The organism is Microbacterium sp. MDV22-iso44 (genome assembly GCF_058629135.1).
The window spans coordinates 720,481-736,853 of sequence record NZ_JBZVWS010000001.1; the positions used below are offsets into that span (position 1 = coordinate 720,481).

18 protein-coding genes are annotated in these 16,373 nt (G+C 70.3%); 10 read left to right on the forward strand and 8 right to left on the reverse strand.

Going from position 1 to position 16,373, the window contains the following annotated elements; translation table 11 throughout:
- Positions 1-42 precede the first annotated feature (42 nt).
- The 3 genes from AC4NN1_RS03600 to AC4NN1_RS03610 form a co-directional block, all read right to left on the reverse strand.
- On the reverse strand, positions 43-1,776 hold the full coding sequence (locus tag AC4NN1_RS03600) for a peptidoglycan DD-metalloendopeptidase family protein (RefSeq protein ID WP_311870115.1): 1,734 nt from the start codon (positions 1,774-1,776) through the stop codon (positions 43-45).
- Between the two features lie 110 nt (positions 1,777-1,886).
- Positions 1,887-2,411: a DUF6264 family protein gene (locus AC4NN1_RS03605; protein WP_018188321.1), complete on the reverse strand. Its 525-nt coding sequence runs from the start codon at positions 2,409-2,411 to the stop codon at positions 1,887-1,889.
- The gene (locus tag AC4NN1_RS03610; RefSeq protein WP_020097070.1) at positions 2,408-3,442 is read right to left on the reverse strand and encodes a 4-hydroxy-3-methylbut-2-enyl diphosphate reductase; all 1,035 of its coding nucleotides are present in this window, start codon (positions 3,440-3,442) and stop codon (positions 2,408-2,410) included. Before AC4NN1_RS03610 ends, AC4NN1_RS03605 begins: the two co-directional genes overlap by 4 nt.
- An 85-nt stretch (positions 3,443-3,527) precedes the next feature.
- Here AC4NN1_RS03610 and xseA point away from each other — a divergent pair, with 85 nt between their 5' ends.
- Genes xseA through AC4NN1_RS03645 form a run of 7 tightly spaced genes read left to right on the forward strand, consistent with a single transcriptional unit; the run spans position 3,528 to position 9,403 of the window.
- Positions 3,528-4,823, forward strand: a complete 1,296-nt coding sequence (gene xseA, locus AC4NN1_RS03615) for an exodeoxyribonuclease VII large subunit (RefSeq protein WP_363458582.1) — start codon at positions 3,528-3,530, stop codon at positions 4,821-4,823.
- A 10-nt stretch (positions 4,824-4,833) separates the two neighbouring features.
- Positions 4,834-5,055 (forward strand): exodeoxyribonuclease VII small subunit, encoded by a 222-nt coding sequence (locus AC4NN1_RS03620; RefSeq protein WP_018188324.1) that lies wholly within the window; start codon positions 4,834-4,836, stop codon positions 5,053-5,055.
- On the forward strand, positions 5,055-5,678 hold the full coding sequence (locus AC4NN1_RS03625) for a DUF4245 family protein (RefSeq protein WP_363458580.1): 624 nt from the start codon (positions 5,055-5,057) through the stop codon (positions 5,676-5,678). Before AC4NN1_RS03620 ends, AC4NN1_RS03625 begins: the two co-directional genes overlap by 1 nt.
- Entirely contained in the window at positions 5,675-6,313 is a 639-nt protein-coding gene (locus tag AC4NN1_RS03630; RefSeq protein WP_018188326.1) for a carbonic anhydrase, read from the forward strand. Before AC4NN1_RS03625 ends, AC4NN1_RS03630 begins: the two co-directional genes overlap by 4 nt.
- Positions 6,314-6,361: 48 nt before the next feature.
- Positions 6,362-7,759 (forward strand): class II fumarate hydratase, encoded by a 1,398-nt coding sequence (locus AC4NN1_RS03635; RefSeq protein WP_026302988.1) that lies wholly within the window; start codon positions 6,362-6,364, stop codon positions 7,757-7,759.
- Between the two features lie 10 nt (positions 7,760-7,769).
- Positions 7,770-8,750, forward strand: a complete 981-nt coding sequence (locus tag AC4NN1_RS03640) for a sensor histidine kinase (protein WP_491954562.1) — start codon at positions 7,770-7,772, stop codon at positions 8,748-8,750.
- A complete protein-coding gene (locus AC4NN1_RS03645) occupies positions 8,747-9,403 on the forward strand; it encodes a response regulator transcription factor (protein ID WP_018188329.1) in 657 nt (218 codons plus the stop codon). The genes AC4NN1_RS03640 and AC4NN1_RS03645 overlap by 4 nt, the downstream gene beginning before the upstream one ends.
- Before the next feature lie 63 nt (positions 9,404-9,466).
- Here AC4NN1_RS03645 and phoH2 read toward each other — a convergent pair whose 3' ends face one another.
- Entirely contained in the window at positions 9,467-10,777 is a 1,311-nt protein-coding gene (gene phoH2 / locus AC4NN1_RS03650; RefSeq protein ID WP_491954864.1) for an RNA 5'-3' helicase PhoH2, read from the reverse strand.
- A gap of 258 nt (positions 10,778-11,035) precedes the next feature.
- Positions 11,036-11,821, reverse strand: a complete 786-nt coding sequence (locus tag AC4NN1_RS03655) for an isoprenyl transferase (RefSeq protein WP_491954563.1) — start codon at positions 11,819-11,821, stop codon at positions 11,036-11,038.
- 119 nt (positions 11,822-11,940) lie between these two features.
- On the opposite strand from AC4NN1_RS03655, the gene trhA reads away from it, so the two are divergent.
- Positions 11,941-12,645 (forward strand): PAQR family membrane homeostasis protein TrhA, encoded by a 705-nt coding sequence (gene trhA / locus AC4NN1_RS03660; protein WP_491954865.1) that lies wholly within the window; start codon positions 11,941-11,943, stop codon positions 12,643-12,645.
- Here trhA and AC4NN1_RS03665 read toward each other — a convergent pair.
- Entirely contained in the window at positions 12,617-12,901 is a 285-nt protein-coding gene (locus AC4NN1_RS03665) for a hypothetical protein (protein WP_018188333.1), read from the reverse strand. The genes trhA and AC4NN1_RS03665 overlap by 29 nt on opposite strands.
- A 60-nt stretch (positions 12,902-12,961) precedes the next feature.
- On the opposite strand from AC4NN1_RS03665, the gene AC4NN1_RS03670 reads away from it, so the two are divergent.
- Together AC4NN1_RS03670 and greA are read left to right on the forward strand one after the other, a co-directional pair.
- The gene (locus tag AC4NN1_RS03670) at positions 12,962-13,366 is read left to right on the forward strand and encodes a DUF4307 domain-containing protein (RefSeq protein WP_018188334.1); all 405 of its coding nucleotides are present in this window, start codon (positions 12,962-12,964) and stop codon (positions 13,364-13,366) included.
- A 71-nt stretch (positions 13,367-13,437) separates the two neighbouring features.
- Complete coding sequence (gene greA / locus AC4NN1_RS03675; protein ID WP_018188335.1) at positions 13,438-13,917, forward strand: transcription elongation factor GreA; 480 nt, start codon at positions 13,438-13,440, stop codon at positions 13,915-13,917.
- A gap of 10 nt (positions 13,918-13,927) precedes the next feature.
- On the opposite strand, the gene ilvA is transcribed toward greA, so the two are convergent.
- Together ilvA and AC4NN1_RS03685 are read right to left on the reverse strand one after the other, a co-directional pair.
- Complete coding sequence (gene ilvA / locus AC4NN1_RS03680; protein WP_018188336.1) at positions 13,928-15,175, reverse strand: threonine ammonia-lyase; 1,248 nt, start codon at positions 15,173-15,175, stop codon at positions 13,928-13,930.
- The gene (locus AC4NN1_RS03685; RefSeq protein ID WP_491954564.1) at positions 15,172-16,356 is read right to left on the reverse strand and encodes an AI-2E family transporter; all 1,185 of its coding nucleotides are present in this window, start codon (positions 16,354-16,356) and stop codon (positions 15,172-15,174) included. The genes ilvA and AC4NN1_RS03685 overlap by 4 nt, the downstream gene beginning before the upstream one ends.
- Positions 16,357-16,373: the final 17 nt, after the last annotated feature.

The following is a 16,373-nucleotide window of genomic DNA, read 5'->3' on the forward strand; positions in this document are numbered from 1 at the left end:
AGCCCCGGTTCTCTGCGGACCGGGGCTTCGTCGTGCGGAGCGTCAGTAGGAGGCGGTGCCCAGGACGTCGCGCGGGTAGAGCTCGTAGCGCACCCCGTCCACGGCGAACGCCGTGTGGAGGTGCGGCCCGGTGGAGCAGCCCGTCGAGCCGACCGAACCGATCCGCTGCCCGGCCGCCACGGACTGGCCGGTCTTCACCGAGAACGCGCTGAGGTGGGCGTACACCTGCTCGAAGCGGTGGCCGTCGACGGTCGAGGTGACGACGACCTCCTTCTGCTTCGTCTTGTTCGGAGCCCACGAGGGGCATCCGCTCGTGATCCACACCTCGCGCACCGAGACCGTGCCGCCGCGCATCGCGTAGATCGGCGTCCCCGTGGGAGCGGCGATGTCGTCGCCGCTGTGGCCGGCGTAGGTGGTGAACTTCCCGTTCGGGCGCAGCGGGTACGCCCAGCCGTAGCGCCCCGGGACGGATGCCGCGGCTCCCGTCGCGTCCGGCAGCGCCGCCATCTTTTCGCTCGTCCACACATCGTCTCCGTTGCCGTCGACCAGGCGCAGGACACCGTCGTTGCCGAGCACGGCGCCCGTGGCTCCGAGGCCGGCCGTCCGCGAGCTCCAGAGCACGACGTCGTACTGGTTCAGCAGGAGGAGTTCGCCGTCCTTGGTGAACGAGAGCCGGCCGTCGAAGGCGAACGTGGTCCTCGCGGTCCTCGTCAGTGCGTATCCGCGGGTGAGGCCGACGTTGCCGTCGCCGAGGATGCCGAAAGCGGAGCGACCGTCGGGAGAGGTCAGCTTCACTCCGGGCCGGAGCATCGTCCCCGGGGTCATGGATGTCCCGAGCGACCACGACACGGACCGCGCTGCGGACGTCTTCGTGACCGGCCGATGGTTCGCGCGGTACGCCGTGACCGAGACGGACACCGACCGCCCGGCGACCCCGGTCGGCACTTCCCAGCTCGTGCCCGTCGCACCGTCGACGGGGTTGCCGTCGACGCGCCACTGGACGCCGAACTGCGTCGGCGCAGGCTGCCAGGTGCCGGTGTTCACCCGGAGCACACCGCCCGCGGTCGCGGAACCGGAGATCGTCGGCGTCGGCGTCGTCGTGAAGGAGGCGAGGACAGCGACCCCGCCTGACGTCCGGGACGCGGTCGTGTACCCGGACTTCACGCCCGTCACGCGGACGGACACGGTCGTGCCCGCATCGGCGGCAACCATCCGGTAGGTGCGAGCCGTCGCTCCCGGGATCACCCCGCCGTTGCGCAACCACTGATACCCGACGGTCACGCCCGCGGGCGTCCAGGTCCCCGGGTTCGCCGTGAAGGTTCCCCCGACCGTTCCCGCCCCCGAGATGGTGACGCCCGACGGCGCGCCGAGGACGCGCTCGACCGTGACGCCGCTGCTCGAGCGGACGAGCGACGTGTATCCCGCCTTCGACACGGTCACGCGGACTGAGACCGTGGCCCCGGCATCCGCGGAGACGAGTGCGTAGGTCGACGCCGTGGCTCCCGGGATCGCCGCCGTGCCGCGCAACCACTGATAGGTCAGGACGACCGGGGCGGGCCCGAAACCGGCGACCGCGGCGGTCAGCGTGCGGCCGACGGCGGGAGCACCCGTCACGGCCACGGTGCCGGGCGTCAGCGCGGCGGCTGTCGCTGCGGGGGTGGCGATCGGGGCCGGCGTCGCCGCCGTCGCCGCCGCCGACGGCGAGGCGAGCAGCAGCCCGACGGTGCAGGCCACGGCGATGGCGGTGGAGGCGAACCTCCGGTGTGTGCCGGTCACAGTTCCCCTCCCGAGATGAGCGCGCGAGGGAGAACCCGCAGCAGCCGTAAAAGTATCAGGCAGGGAAGGCGTTCTCCAACCGTCCGGAGCGGCGGTCGGGGCCGCCGGCCTCAGGAGGTGAGCGCCAGTCCGCGGACGAGCCCCGGGTCGCCGAACAGCGGCACGACGAGGCAGACGCTGACGATGACGAACGTCACGATCGCTCCCACGAGCGGGATCCACCAGCTCACTCGCCCGCGTGCGAGCGACCACCACGACAGAACGGCGGTGAGCACCCACCCGACGGCGAACACCGTCGCGCCGACGCCGCCCCACAGCGCGCCCTGCGCCGTATTGGTGAACTCGCCCTCGACGCCCGCGACCTCCATCCACGTCTTCGCGAACGCGGTGAAGTCGACAAGTTGCGGGATCGCGCTCACGACCGTGACGAGCCCGTACACCAGGAGCGCGACGGTGATGATGCGGTCCGCCGTCCGGGTCGGGCGCGCCGCGACAGTGGTGGCGGGCGCCGTCGGCGGATGCGGGGCGTCGACGGGTGCCGGCGCTGCCGGCTCGGGCTGACGGATCGCCGCCCGCTGCTGCTCGGGCGTCGCGTACTCCCCGTACTGCGGTCGCGGTCGGGGTTCCTCGCTCACGAGCGGTTCCGTCCCCCGAGAGCGCGCTCGTCACGGCGACCTTCGAGGTCCTGACGCAGTTCCTTCGGGAGCGAGAACATGAGGTCCTCCTCTGCGGTCTTCACCTCGGCGACGTCGCGATACCCCGCTCCGGCCAGATCCTCGAGCACCTCGGTCACGAGGACCTCGGGAACGGATGCGCCGGACGTGACGCCGACTGTCTCGACACCGTCGAGCCACTCCTGCTTGATCTCGTGCGAGTAGTCGACGCGGTAGGCCGCCTTCGCGCCGTACTCGAGGGCGACCTCGACGAGACGGACGCTGTTCGAGGAGTTCGCCGAGCCGACGACGATCACCAGGTCGGCATCCTGAGCGACCTTCTTGATCGCGACCTGGCGGTTCTGCGTCGCGTAGCAGATGTCGTCCGACGGCGGGTCCTGCAGGTTCGGGAACCGTTCGCGCAGCCGGCGGACGGTGTCCATCGTCTCGTCGACCGACAGCGTCGTCTGCGAGAGCCAGACGACCTTGTCGGGGTCCTTCACGACGACGCGGTCCGCCTCGTCGGGCGAGTTCACGACGGTGACGTGATCCGGCGCCTCCCCCGCGGTCCCCTCTACCTCTTCGTGGCCGTCGTGTCCGATGAGGAGGATCTCGAAGTCGTCGCGGGCGAAGCGGACGGCTTCACGGTGGACCTTCGTCACGAGAGGGCAGGTGGCGTCGATCGCCTGCAGTCCGCGGTCCGCGGCGGCGTTGACGACGGCGGGCGACACCCCGTGCGCGCTGAAGACGACGTGCGCCCCCTCGGGGACTTCGTCGACCTCGTCGACGAAGATCGCGCCCATCGACTCGAGCTCGGTCACGACGTGGATGTTGTGGACGATCTGCTTGCGGACGTAGACGGGGGCGCCGTACCGCTCCAGCGCCTTCTCGACGGCGATGACGGCACGGTCGACACCCGCGCAGTACCCGCGGGGTGCGGCGAGGAGGACGCGCTTGGCGCCCTGGACGGGAAGATCGACGAGCCGCCCGCGGGCTCCCGGGATCCGGGGCATCGGCAGCGAAACGGCAGGTGAGGTCACCCCTTGATTGTACGAACCCCGGGCTGGGTGGGGGACGTGTGCGCCAAGATGGGTCACCGTGACGACTTTCCAGACCGAGGCGGGTGCCGTCCCGCCGCCGGATGCGGTGCACCCGCGGGACTCCTCCCCCGACACCCCGACTTCGGTCTCCCGTCTGAACGAGACCATCCGCGACTTCGTGCAGAAGTGGGGCGCGGTCTGGGTCGAGGGCGAGATCACCGCGTGGAACCTCCGCGGTGGTCACGTCTTCGGACGATTGAAGGATGCCTCGGGCGACGGCATGCTCTCGTTCCGCATGTGGTCCTCCACGCTGCAGCGCACCCCCGGCGACCTGAAGATCGGCGACCGTGTGGTCGCGTGCGTCAAGGCCGACTACTTCGTGAAGACGGGCGATTTCAGCTTCACCGTCTCCGCCATGCGTCACACCGGTCTCGGGGATCAGCTCGAGCGGCTCGAGCGACTGCGCGCGACGCTCCGCTCAGAGGGTCTCTTCGACCCGGCACGCAAGCAGCCGCTTCCGTTCCTGCCCCACGTCATCGGGTTGATCACGGGTGAGCGCAGCGACGCGGAGAAGGACGTCCACCGCAACGCGGAGCTGCGCTGGCCGCACGTCCGGTTCCGGACGATCCATGCGGCCGTGCAGGGCGACCGCTGCGTCCCCGAGACGCTGGCCGCCCTCCGCGAGCTGGACGCCGATCCCGAGGTCGACGTCATCATCATCGCCCGCGGCGGCGGCGATCCGCAGACCCTGCTCGGCTTCAGCGACGAGAGGCTCGTCCGCGCGGTGGCCGCGGCATCCACCCCCGTCGTCTCCGCCATCGGACACGAGAACGACCACCCACTCCTCGACGAGGTCGCCGATCTCCGGGCCTCCACACCGACGGACGCCGCCAAGCGGGTCGTGCCGGACGTGTCCGAGCAGCGGGCCCTCGTGCAGCAGTTGCGGAGCCGCGCTCGCACCCGGCTGACCCAGCGTGTCGGCCACGACATCGCCGCGCTCGCCCAGCTGCGCTCGCGCCCGGTCCTGCGGGATCCGGAGTCCCTGCTGACCGGCCGCGCGCAGGAGATCGTCGCGCTGTCGTCCCGCGGTCGCGACGTGATGACCCGCAGATGGGATGCCGCGGCCCGCTCGACCGCTGAGCTCCGGGCATCCCTCCGCGCCCTCTCCCCCGGCGCCACCCTCGACCGCGGCTACGCGATCGCGCACCTCCCCGGCGGCGGCATCGTCCGCGACGCGGAGCAGGCGCCCGCGGGGACCGACGTCGTCGTGACGGTGGGGCGCGGCTCGTTCGCGGCGCGCTCGGCGGGCGAGATCGCCGAGACGGGGGCGGATGCCGCTCCCTCCGCGATCTAGGATGGGAGGCATGACGAGCGACGCGGGTGATGTCTCGAGCCTCACTTTCGAGCAGGCCCGCGACGAGCTCGTCCAGGTCGTCGCGAAACTCGAGCAGGGGTCGCCCACGCTCGAGGAGTCGCTCAGCCTGTGGACGCGCGGCGAGGCCCTCGCGGCGCGCTGCGAGGAATGGCTGCTGGGCGCCAAGCGGCGGCTCGACGAGGCGCGCCCCGACGGCGGGACCGCGTCCTGATGGCCAAACCCCGCGTCGTCGCCGAGCTCGGCCGGCCCGAAACGCCGGACGAGACCGCAGCCCGCAAGGCCGCGTCGTCGCAGCGCTACCGCTCCAGCAAGACCTTCCGCAACCTGATCGCCGCGCTCATCGTCTGCCTCGGCATCATGGCCGTGGTCTACCTCGGCGTCCCACGGGGCACCCCCGCCGACACCCCCGAGGCGGATGTCCCCGCCGCGGCAGCGGCGGCCGAGAAGACCGTCGGACGCGGTGTGATCGTCCCCGGAGTGCCCGGATCGTGGCGTGCCAACTCCGCGCTCGTCGACGGCGGTGAGTGGCGCATCGTGTACGCCCCGTCGAGCGGTTACGTCGAGGTCACCCAGGCGTTCGACCCGCCCGCGCAGTGGGTGTCGCGAGAGCTGGGCGGCTACGCACCCACCGGCACGTCGACCATCGACGGCATCGAGTGGGACGTCTACGACCTGCCGTCGTCGGTGGAGAAGATCACCTACGCCCTGTCCACGACCATCGGCTCCGACACGGTCGTCATCGGCCTGGCCGAGTCCACCGACCAAGGCGCCGCCACGACGGTCGCCGAGAGCCTCGGCGACCAGATCCGCACCCTGAGAGAGGAGGCGCGATGAGCGAGAACCCCCGCCCGTCCGACGTCTGGTCCGCCATGCTCGCCGGCAACCGCCGATTCGTCGCCGGAGAGCCCCAGCACCCCCGACAGGATGCGGAGCGTCGCCATGAACTGGCGCACGTGCAGCGTCCGACCGCGGCCCTGTTCGGCTGCTCCGACTCCCGACTCGCGGCGGAGATCATCTTCGACGAGGGACTCGGCGATCTGTTCGTCATCCGCAACGCCGGGCAGGTGATCTCCGACTCCGTGGTCGGCAGTCTCGAGTACGCCGTCGCCGTCCTGGGTGTGCCGCTGATCGTGGTCCTCGGGCACGACGAGTGCGGCGCCGTCCGCGCCGCCATCGAATCGACGGCTCCCGACGCGCCCGCCCTCCCGGCCGGCATCTGGCGCCAGGTCGCACCGATCGTTCCCGCCGTCCGCCGCGTCCTGCAGGCCACCCCCGGCTCGAGTGCAGCGTCGGTGGATGCCGAGGAGGTCGGCCGCGAGCACCTGCGCGACACCGTCGCCGGCATCCTTCACTCCTCCGAACTCATCAGCGACGCCGTGGCAGAGGGACGCGTGGCGGTGGTCGGGGCGAACTATCGCCTGGCCGACGGCACCGCGATCCCCGACGTCGTCGTCGGCGAAGCCGGCTGACGCCCCCATCCCCCTTCCGCAGACACGTGAAACGAGGACGTGAACGACATGACTGACGAGACCGACTACCGCATCGAGCACGACACGATGGGTGAGGTGCGCGTGCCGAAGGACGCGCTCTACGCCGCGCAGACCCAGCGTGCCGTCGAGAACTTCCCCATCTCGGGCTCGGGACTCGAGTCGACGCAGATCGCGGCCCTGGCGCGCATCAAGAAGGCCGCCGCGCTGGCCAACAAGGACCTCGGCACCCTCGACGGTTCGATCGCCGACGCGATCGCCTGGGCCGCGGACGAGGTCGTCACCGGCGCCTACGACGCGCAGTTCCCGGTCGACACGTACCAGACCGGTTCGGGCACCTCGTCGAACATGAACATGAACGAGGTCCTCGCGACCCTCGCGACCCGCAAGCTCGGTTCGAGCGTTCACCCGAACGACCACGTCAACGCGTCGCAGTCGTCCAACGACGTGTTCCCCACGTCGGTGCACATCGCCGTCACCCAGGCCCTCATCGACGACCTGATCCCCGCCCTGGACCACCTCGCCGTGGCCTTCGAGGAGAAGGCGCAGGCGTGGAAGAGCGTCGTCAAGAGCGGCCGTACGCACCTCATGGACGCCACACCGGTCACCCTCGGTCAGGAGTTCGGCGGCTACGCGCGTCAGATGCGTCTCGGCATCGAGCGCGTCCAGGCCGTCCTCCCTCGCGTCGGCGAGGTCCCCCTCGGCGGCACCGCCGTCGGCACGGGCATCAACACCCCCCTGGGCTTCCCGCAGAAGGTAATCGAGCTCCTGGCCGCCGAGACCGAGCTGCCGATCACCGAGGCCAAGGACCACTTCGAGGCGCAGGCCAACCGCGACGGTCTCGTCGAGGCATCCGGGGCACTCCGCACCATCGCCGTCTCGCTCACGAAGATCAACAACGACATCCGCTGGATGGGGTCGGGACCGAACACCGGTCTCGGAGAGCTGCACATCCCCGACTTGCAGCCGGGCTCGTCGATCATGCCCGGCAAGGTCAACCCCGTCGTCCCCGAGGCGACCCTGATGGTCGCCGCCCGCGTCATCGGCAACGACGCGACGGTCGCCTGGGCCGGGGCATCCGGCTCGTTCGAGCTCAACGTCGCGATCCCCGTGATGGGTACGGCGCTGCTCGAGTCGATCCGGCTGCTCTCCAACGCCATGCGGGTCCTCGCCGACAAGACGGTGAGCGGGCTCGAGGCGAACGTCGAGCGCGCCGCCGCGTACGCGGGGATGTCGCCCTCGATCGTGACCCCGCTCAACAAGCTCATCGGGTACGAGGCCGCCGCGAAGATCGCCAAGCACTCCGTCGCGAAGGGCATCACCGTCCGCGACGCCGTCATCGACCTCGGCTACGTCGAGCGGGGCGAGCTGACCGAGCAGCAGCTCGATGAGAAGCTCGACCTCCTCTCGATGACCCACCCGGGTTGATAATCGGAGCGTGAACAGCGCCGCCGCACCACCGCGACGGGGCACGCCGGGACTCGGGATCCTTCTCGCGGTCGCCGCAGCGGGCCTCGTCGGCGTGGGCGCGGCGGCGTTCGTCGTCGTGCTGCTGGTCGCCCCGGCCGCCGCCGGGTGGACCGCGCTGATCTGGGCGATCGCCACGGTCCCCGCCCTGGCGGGCGTGGGTGTCGTGGGCTGGGCGGTCCTCGAGCGCCGAGGGCTGGCCGCACTGGCCGCCGGCGACACGGTGGAAGGCGCGTTCGAGGCCCAGCAGCGGTTGCTCGACGATGTGCGTCACGAACTGAAGACGCCCATCACGATCGTCCGCGGCCACCTCGAGATGATGGATGCCGCGGACCCGGACGACGTCGAGGCGATCCGCGCGCTCGGCATCGCCGAGCTCGACCGTATGACCCGCCTCATCGGCGACATCGACGTACTGGCGGCCGTCGAGGGCGGACAGCTCTCCACGGGCGAGGTGGACCTCGCCGCGCTCACCCAGCGGGTCTTCGAGATGGTCGGGGTGATCAGCGACCACGACTGGCGCGTCGAGCAGGGTGCGGATGCGGTGATCCGCGCCGACGGCGATCGTCTGCTGCAGGCGTGGGTGCAACTCGCCGACAACGCCGCCAAGTACTCCCCCACCGGCACGGTGATCGAGATCGGAAGCGCCGTCCACGCCGCCGGAGCGCAGCTCTGGGTGCGCGACCACGGCCCCGGCATCCCGCCCGCCGTCCGCCACCGGATCTTCCGCCGCTTCGACCGAGGAACGGGCAAACGACATGTCGGCGGCTCGGGTCTGGGCCTGGCGATCGTCGACGCGATCGCGAAGGCCCACGGCGGGTACTGCGCCGTCGCCGACACCCCCGGTGGCGGTGCTACGTTCACCCTGGAGATACCCATCGGCACCCGGGGGGCGCTGCCGTCACCCATCCGCGCCGGCGATGTTCTGCTGCAGCGAGAGGCCACTGAATGACCCGCATCCTGATCGTCGACGACGAACCGCACATCGTGTCGCTCGTCTCGCGCGCCGTGCACGCGGAGGGATTCGAGGCGGTCGGCGCCGAGGACGGACCCGACGCCCTCGAGATCGCGCTCTCGGGCGACGTCGACCTCATCGTGCTCGACGTCGGACTGCCCACCATGGACGGGTTCGACGTCCTCCGCGAGCTCCGCGGCGCGGGCCACACGACGCCGGTCATCATGCTCACCGCGCGCAGCGGGACGAACGACACGATCGAAGGATTGGATGCCGGGGCCAGCGACTACGTCCCGAAGCCCTTCGCGGTGGCCGAGCTCATGGCACGCGTGCGGTCCCGGCTGCGCGACAGTGCCGCGAGCGCTCCCACCTCGCTCACGCGCGGAGACGTCACGCTCGACATCCTGTCGCGCCGAGCCACCGTGGCCGGCCGTGAGGTGGAGCTGTCGTCGCGCGAGTTCGCCCTCGCCGAGCAGTTCGTCCGGAACGCGGGCGAGGTCCTCACGCGGGAGGTCCTGCTGAGCCGGGTGTGGGGCTTGGACTTCGACCCGGGATCGAACGTCGTCGACGTCTACGTGCGGTATCTGCGCGCCAAGCTCGGCGCCGACCACATCATGACGGTGCGCGGCGAGGGCTACCGCTGGGAGTGACCTGTCCGACACACGACGCCCCCGGTCCGTCGGCCGGGGGCGTCGTGGCGTGCAGGATGCGGCTCAGCTGAGTTCGCCGGCTTCCAGCAGGTCCGTCACGAGTGCGGCGATCGCCGAACGCTCCGACCGCACGAGCGTGACGTGGCCGAACAGGTCGTGACCCTTGAGGGTCTCGATGACCGACGCGATGCCGTCGTGGCGTCCCACCCGCAGGTTGTCGCGCTGTCCCACGTCGTGGGTGAGCACGACGCGGGAGTTCTGCCCGATGCGGCTGAGGACGGTCAGCAGGACGTTCCGCTCGAGCGACTGCGCCTCATCCACGATGACGAAGGCGTCGTGGAGGGAGCGGCCGCGGATGTGCGTGAGCGGCATGACCTCGAGCATCCCCCGCGCGACGACCTCCTCGAGGACGTTGCCGGTGACGACGGACCCGAGGGTGTCGAACACCGCCTGGCCCCAGGGGTTCATCTTCTCCTGCTGGTCGCCGGGCAGGTAACCGAGCTCCTGTCCGCCGACCGCGTAGACCGGGCGGAAGACGATGATCTTCTTCTGCTGCTGCTGCTCGAGGACCGACTGGAGACCTGCGCAGAGGGCGAGCGCGGACTTGCCGGTGCCGGCGCGTCCGCCGAGCGAGACGATGCCCACCTCGGGATCGAGGAGCAGGTCGATCGCGATCCGCTGCTCGGCCGAGCGGCCGTGCAGACCGAACACGTCGCGATCACCGCGGACGAGCTTGTACGAGCCGTCGCCGGTGACCCGGCCGAGCGCGGATCCGCGCTCGGAGTGGATCACGAGGCCCGTGTTCACGGGGAGACCGCGCACGTCCTCGCTGACGCCGATCTCGCTGTCGTAGAGGTCGCTGACCTCGTCGCCCGACAGGTCGATCGACGCGATCCCCGTCCACCCGGAATCGACCGCCTGCTCGGCGAGGTACTCCTCGGCGTGGAGGCCGAGGGAGGCCGCCTTGACGCGCATCGGCAGGTCTTTGGAGACGACCGTGACGGACTGCCCCTCCTGGCTCAGGTGCATGGCGACCGAAAGGATGCGGGTGTCGTTGTCGCCCAGCCTCATCCCCGCGGGGAGGACGGTCGGGTCGGTGTTGGTCAGCTCGACCCGGAGTGTGCCCTCGTCGCCGACGGGGACGGGGAAATCGAGCCGGCCGTGCTCGACGCGCAGCTCGTCCAGGTGACGCAGCGCCTGGCGGGCGAAGTACCCGATCTCGGGATCGTGGCGCTTGCGCTCCAGCTCGGTGATCACGACGACCGGCAGCACGACGGAGTGCTCGGCGAACCGGAACAGTGCCCGCGGATCGCTCAGGAGGACGGAGGTGTCCAGCACATAGGTGCGGAGGTCCTGATCCTCGGCCCCCTCCATGGACTCGTCCTGGTAACGCTGCTTCTCAGGTGCTCGTGTGGCCACAACCCACTCCCGCCCCGGGTGGGAACCCACCCGGCAGTCACGAGTCGACCAGGGGTCACGAGTCGTGAGAGGCCGACCCGAACGGGCGCTCTGCCCGTTGGGATGAACGTAGGCTCCCCCGGCGACACTCCGGGGCCACGACACGCCGCCTGATGTGTCCGACGTGTGAACTCTCCGTGTCGAGTGCACCGGCGGCATCCGCCCGTGTCGATCTCAGCTGCCGAAGCGCCGATCCCGGTCGCCGAAGTCGCGGATCGCGCGGAGGAAATCGACCTCGCGCAGGTCCGGCCCGAGCGCCTCGACGAAGTAGAACTCGCTGTGCGCGGACTGCCACAGCAGGAAGTCGCTCAGGCGCTGCTCCCCCGAGGTCCGGATCACGAGGTCGGGGTCCGGCTGACCACCGGTGTACAGGTGCTCGCCGATCTGCTCGGGGGTGAGGCTCTCGGCGAGCTCCTCCAGGGAGCCGCCCTTCTCGTTGTGCTTCGCGATGATGCTGCGGACGGCGTCGACGATCTCACCGCGGCCGCCGTAGGCGACCGCGAGGTTCACGTGGAGTCCGGCGTTCTCCCGGGTGCGCGCCTCCGCCGTCCGGAGGCCGTCGGCGAGGTCGGACGGCAGCACCTCGGCGCGACCGACGTGCTTCACGCGCCATCCCGGCTCGTGCGAGAGGGTCTCGGCGAGGTCGGCGATGATCTCGATGAGGTCCGTGAGCTCCTGCGAGTCGCGCTTGACGAGGTTGTCCGTCGAGAGCAGGTAGAGCGAGACGACCTGGATGCCGAGCTCGTCGCACCAGCGCAGGAACTCGTGCATCTTCGCGGCACCGGCGCGGTGGCCGTGCGACACGGTCGTGTACCCGAGCTGGCGAGCCCATCGGCGGTTGCCGTCGATCATCATCGCGACGTGGTGCGGAACCGTGCCCGCCTCGATCTCCCGCCGCAGCCTCGAGCTGTAGAGGCGGTACAGCAGTCCGCGTCCTTGGGTCGAAGGGGCGCGGGTCACAGGGCTACGCTACTCCGGCCGGGCGATCGGAGTGGGAGGGGCGCGTATTCAGTCGCCGGTATGACGGCGCGCGTAGGCTCGGGGACGTGACCCGAAACCTTCCCGACGACGGAGCCGAGATGCCTCAGCTGCCCCTCCTCGAAGCGGCGGCGGTCGACGAGCAGGTCGAGATCAGACCCACCTGGCGCGGGTGGATCCACGCGGGCACATTCCCCGTCGCGATCGTCGCGGGAATCGTCCTGATCGCGCTCGCGCAGGGAGCCCCGGCGAAGTGGGCGGCCGCCGTGTTCATGGCGACCTCGCTGATGCTCTTCGGCAACTCCGCGCTCTACCACCGTTTCGACTGGGGCCCGCGGACCAAGATCGTGCTCAAGCGCATCGATCACGCGAACATCCTCTTGCTCATCGCGGGGACGTACACTCCGATCGCCACCCTCGCCCTCGCCCCCGGTCAGGGGACGCTGCTGCTCGTCCTGGTGTGGTCGGGCGCCCTGCTCGGCATCCTGTTCCGGGTGTTCTGGATCAACGCGCCGCGCTGGCTCTACGTCGCGCTGTACCTGCTGCTCGGCTGGGCCGCCGTCATGTACCTGGGCGACCTGCTGCGCGCGAGCGTCGCGATGATGTTCCTCGTGATCGTGGGCGGACTGCTCTACACCGGCGGTGCGATCGTCTACGCCCTGAAGCGCCCCAACCCGTGGCCGGGGCACTTCGGGTTCCACGAGATCTTCCACGTCTGCACGGTGCTGGCGTTCCTCTGCCACTGGACCGCGTGTCTGTTGATCTCGCTGTCGCCGCTCAGCCCCTCGCTGGGCCTCCCGGCGTGAGGTCCCCGGGTCCGTCCTCGTCGCGGGGCGCGTCCTCTCCACGAGCGGCTGCCTCCTCGGCATCCAGCATCTCGTTGACGTCCGACCGGTACTGAGCACGGCGGATGCGGCGCAGCATGTCGATCGCCAGGAGGACGATCACGATCGCCACCACCGCGATGGCGACGAATCCCGCGATGCCCGGCGTCACCAGTTCGGCGGGCGGTCCGGTCGGGGTGGGAGACGGGGTGGCTGCGAGCCCTCGCAGATCCGGCATGTGACCTCATTCCTCAGCCAGAGCGAATAGCCTGGGATCCCAGCCTAGAACGGATGCCGCATGACCCTGACCGACGTCGACCGCAAGCTCGCCGAGCGGTACGGGCGCACCCGGTCGGCGGCATCCCGCCGCATGACCTGGGTTCTCGTCGGTGTCGTCGCCGTCGCCGCGACAGGTCTTCTCGGCTGGTCGACCGTGTCGAATGCGATCAACTCGGTGGACGCCGACTCGACCGGATTCGCCGTCGTCGACGAGCACACCGTCGAGGTCCGATTCCAGGTGTCGATCAGACCCGACACGAAGGTCGCGTGTGCGCTCGAGGCGCAGGACCCGGATCACGGCATCGTCGGGTTCAGAGTCGTCGAACTGGAGTCCTCGGACGACCACACCCGTGCCCTGACCGAGCGCATCCGCACCACGGCCGAAGCCACGACAGGTTTTGTCCGCTCCTGCTGGATCCTCTAAGCTGGGATTTCTCGCGCCCCGGTGACTTGCCGGGGCGTTTGGCTTACCCATCGACCGCACCGGGAGATCACGTGTCCGAGACGTTCCTGACCCAGGAGGCCTACGACCGCCTCGCCGCCGAGCTCGAAGAGCTCTCGACGACGGGCCGCGAAGAGATCGCCAAGCGCATCGAGGCCGCCCGCGAAGAAGGCGACCTCAAGGAGAACGGCGGCTACCACGCGGCGAAGGACGAGCAGGGCAAGCAGGAGGCGCGCATCCGCACGCTCCAGCAGCTGCTGAAGGACGCGAAGGTGGGCGTCGCGCCCGAATCCGACGGCACGGTCCTGTCGGGAACCGTCGTCACTGCGATCGTCGCTGGCGGCGAAGAGGTGTTCCTCCTCGGCAACCGCGAGATCGGCGCGAACAGCGAGCTCGACGTCTACAGCGAGGCATCCCCCCTCGGCGAAGCCATCATGGGGCTGCGCGAGGGCGAGAAGACGAGCTACACCGCCCCGAACGGCAAGGAGATCTCCGTCGAGATCGTGAAGGTCGAGACCTACACCGGTCAGTGACCGGCTCCGATCAGTTCGGGACGACCGTCGGCGCGTAACCGGCGTCCTGCAGGATCGCGAGAACCTGAGCGCGGTGCTCCTCACCGCGCGTCTCGACGCTCAGCTGCAGGATCACCTCGCTGATCTGCAGGCCCTGTCCGTGGCGGGTGTGCAGCACCTCGATCACGTTCGCTCCCACGACCGACAGCAGCTCGGACACCCGTGCGAGCTGACCGGGACGGTCGGGCAACGGGATCTGCAGGGTCATGTACCGACCGGATGCCGCCAGGCCGTGGGCGACGACGCGCTGCAGCAGCAGCGGGTCGATGTTCCCTCCCGAGAGGATCGCCGCGGTCGGACCCGACGCGACGACCTTGCCGGTGAGGATCGCGGCCACGCCCACCGCGCCGGCGGGCTCGACGACCTGTTTCGCGCGCTCGATCAGTACCAGGATCGCGCGGGCGATGTCGTCGTCGCTCACCGTGACGACCTCGTCCACGAGGTCCCGGATGATGTCGAACGGGATCGTGCCCGGACGCTTCACGGCGATCCCGTCCGCGATCGTGGGCGACGTGTGCTCCGCGTCCAGCGGACGGCCGGCGAGGAGCGAGCCCGGGTATCCCGCGGAGTTCTCCGCCTGCACACCGATGACCCGGATGCTGCGACCCTCGGCGGCGGCGCGCGCCTTCACGGCCGCGGCCACGCCGGCGGCGAGCCCTCCCCCGCCGATGCCGACGACGACGGTCTCGAGCCCGGGGATCTCATCCATCAGCTCGAGGCCCAGGGTCCCCTGTCCGAGGATGATGTCGTGGTTGTCGTACGGCGGGATGAACACGGCGCCGGTGCGCTCGGCGAACTCCTGCGCGAGGCGGAGCGGCGTCTCGACCGTCGCCCCCTCGAGGATGACGTCTGCGCCGTACCCGCGCGTCGCGAGGAGCTTGGGTACCGGCACGCCCAGGGGCATGAAGATGGTGGCACGGATGCCGAGGGTCTGCGCCCCGAGGGCGACCCCCTGCGCGTGGTTGCCGGCGGACGCGGCGACGACGCCGCGGGCCCGTTCCTCCTCGGTGAGGCGGGAGAGCCGGTAGGTCGCACCGCGGATCTTGAACGAGCCGGTGCGCTGGAGGTTCTCGAGCTTCAGGTGCACGGGAGCGCCGAGGACTCCCGACAGGAAGTCGGAGCCCTCCACGGGGGTGCGCGAGACGACACCGGCGAGCTCGGTCGCGGCGGCCTCGAACTCCGCCAGGGTGGGGGCGGCGATCTTCGCCTGTTCGCTCACGCGGTCATCCTCCTGCTTCGCGGCACGGTGCTCCAGATGAGGTCGTCAGGACCGGCATCCACGGGCTTCTCCCACCCTCGCCGCGAGAGGTAGAGCCAGACCACGTTGACGAACGCCGCCAGCGGGACGGCGAACACCGCACCCGCGATCCCGGCGATCATCGCTCCCCCTGCCACGGCCAGCACGACGGCCAGCGGGTGGACCTTGACGGCTGCCCCCATCAGGAGCGGCTGCAGGATGTGGCCCTCAATCTGCTGGACGCCGAGGACGATGACGAGCATCCAGAGGGCGATCCACGGCCCGTTGTAGACGAGGGCGAGGAACACGGCGAGAGCGCCCGTCAGCACCGCTCCCACGAAGGGGACGAACGCGCCGAGGAAGACCAGTACGCCGATCGGCGCCGCGAGCGGCACCCCGAGGAGGGCCGCGCCGACGCCGATGCCGATCGCATCGATCGTGGCGACGAGCAGCTGCGTGCGGGCATAGGTGATCACCGTGCGCCATCCGGCCCGCCCGGCGCCGTCGACGGCGTCACGGGCGCGCTGGGGGAACAGCCGCACGACCCAGCGCCAGATGCCGCCCCCGTCGGCGAGGATGCAGATGAGGATGAACAGCGTCAGCAGGATGCCGGTGGCCACATGCCCGATCGTCGACCCGATCGCCAGCGCACCCGACCACAGCAGCTGCGCTTGCTCCTGGAGCATCCCGAAGCCCTGCCGGACGGCGTCGTCGATCTCGCGCCCGGTGAGGTGGAGCGGACCGTCGATGAGGTAGTCCCGGAACTGCCCGATCCCCGCGATCGTGCGGTTGCGAACGGATGCCGCATCCTGCGTGATCTGCCAGATCGCCACCCAGAGGAGTCCGCCGATGATGGCGACCGTGACGAGCAGGGTGATGATGAGCGCGAGCCAGCGCGGTAGACGCCGCAGCAGGAGGGTGAACATCGGCCACACGAGAGCGGTGATGAGGATCGCGGCCAGGAGCGGGATGATCAGCAGCCGCAGCTGGATGACGATCCAGACCATGACGGCGATCGCCGCCGCCAGGACGAGGAAGCGCCACGCGTAGGCAGTCGCGATCTTCAGGCCGCGCGGGACCGTCCCCGACACGTCGGTGGACACCGTGCGTGCACGGAGGGAGTCGAAGAAGCCGTTGCGGGGCATGTCGTCGGTGCCGCTCACTGGCTCATCCTAGGACG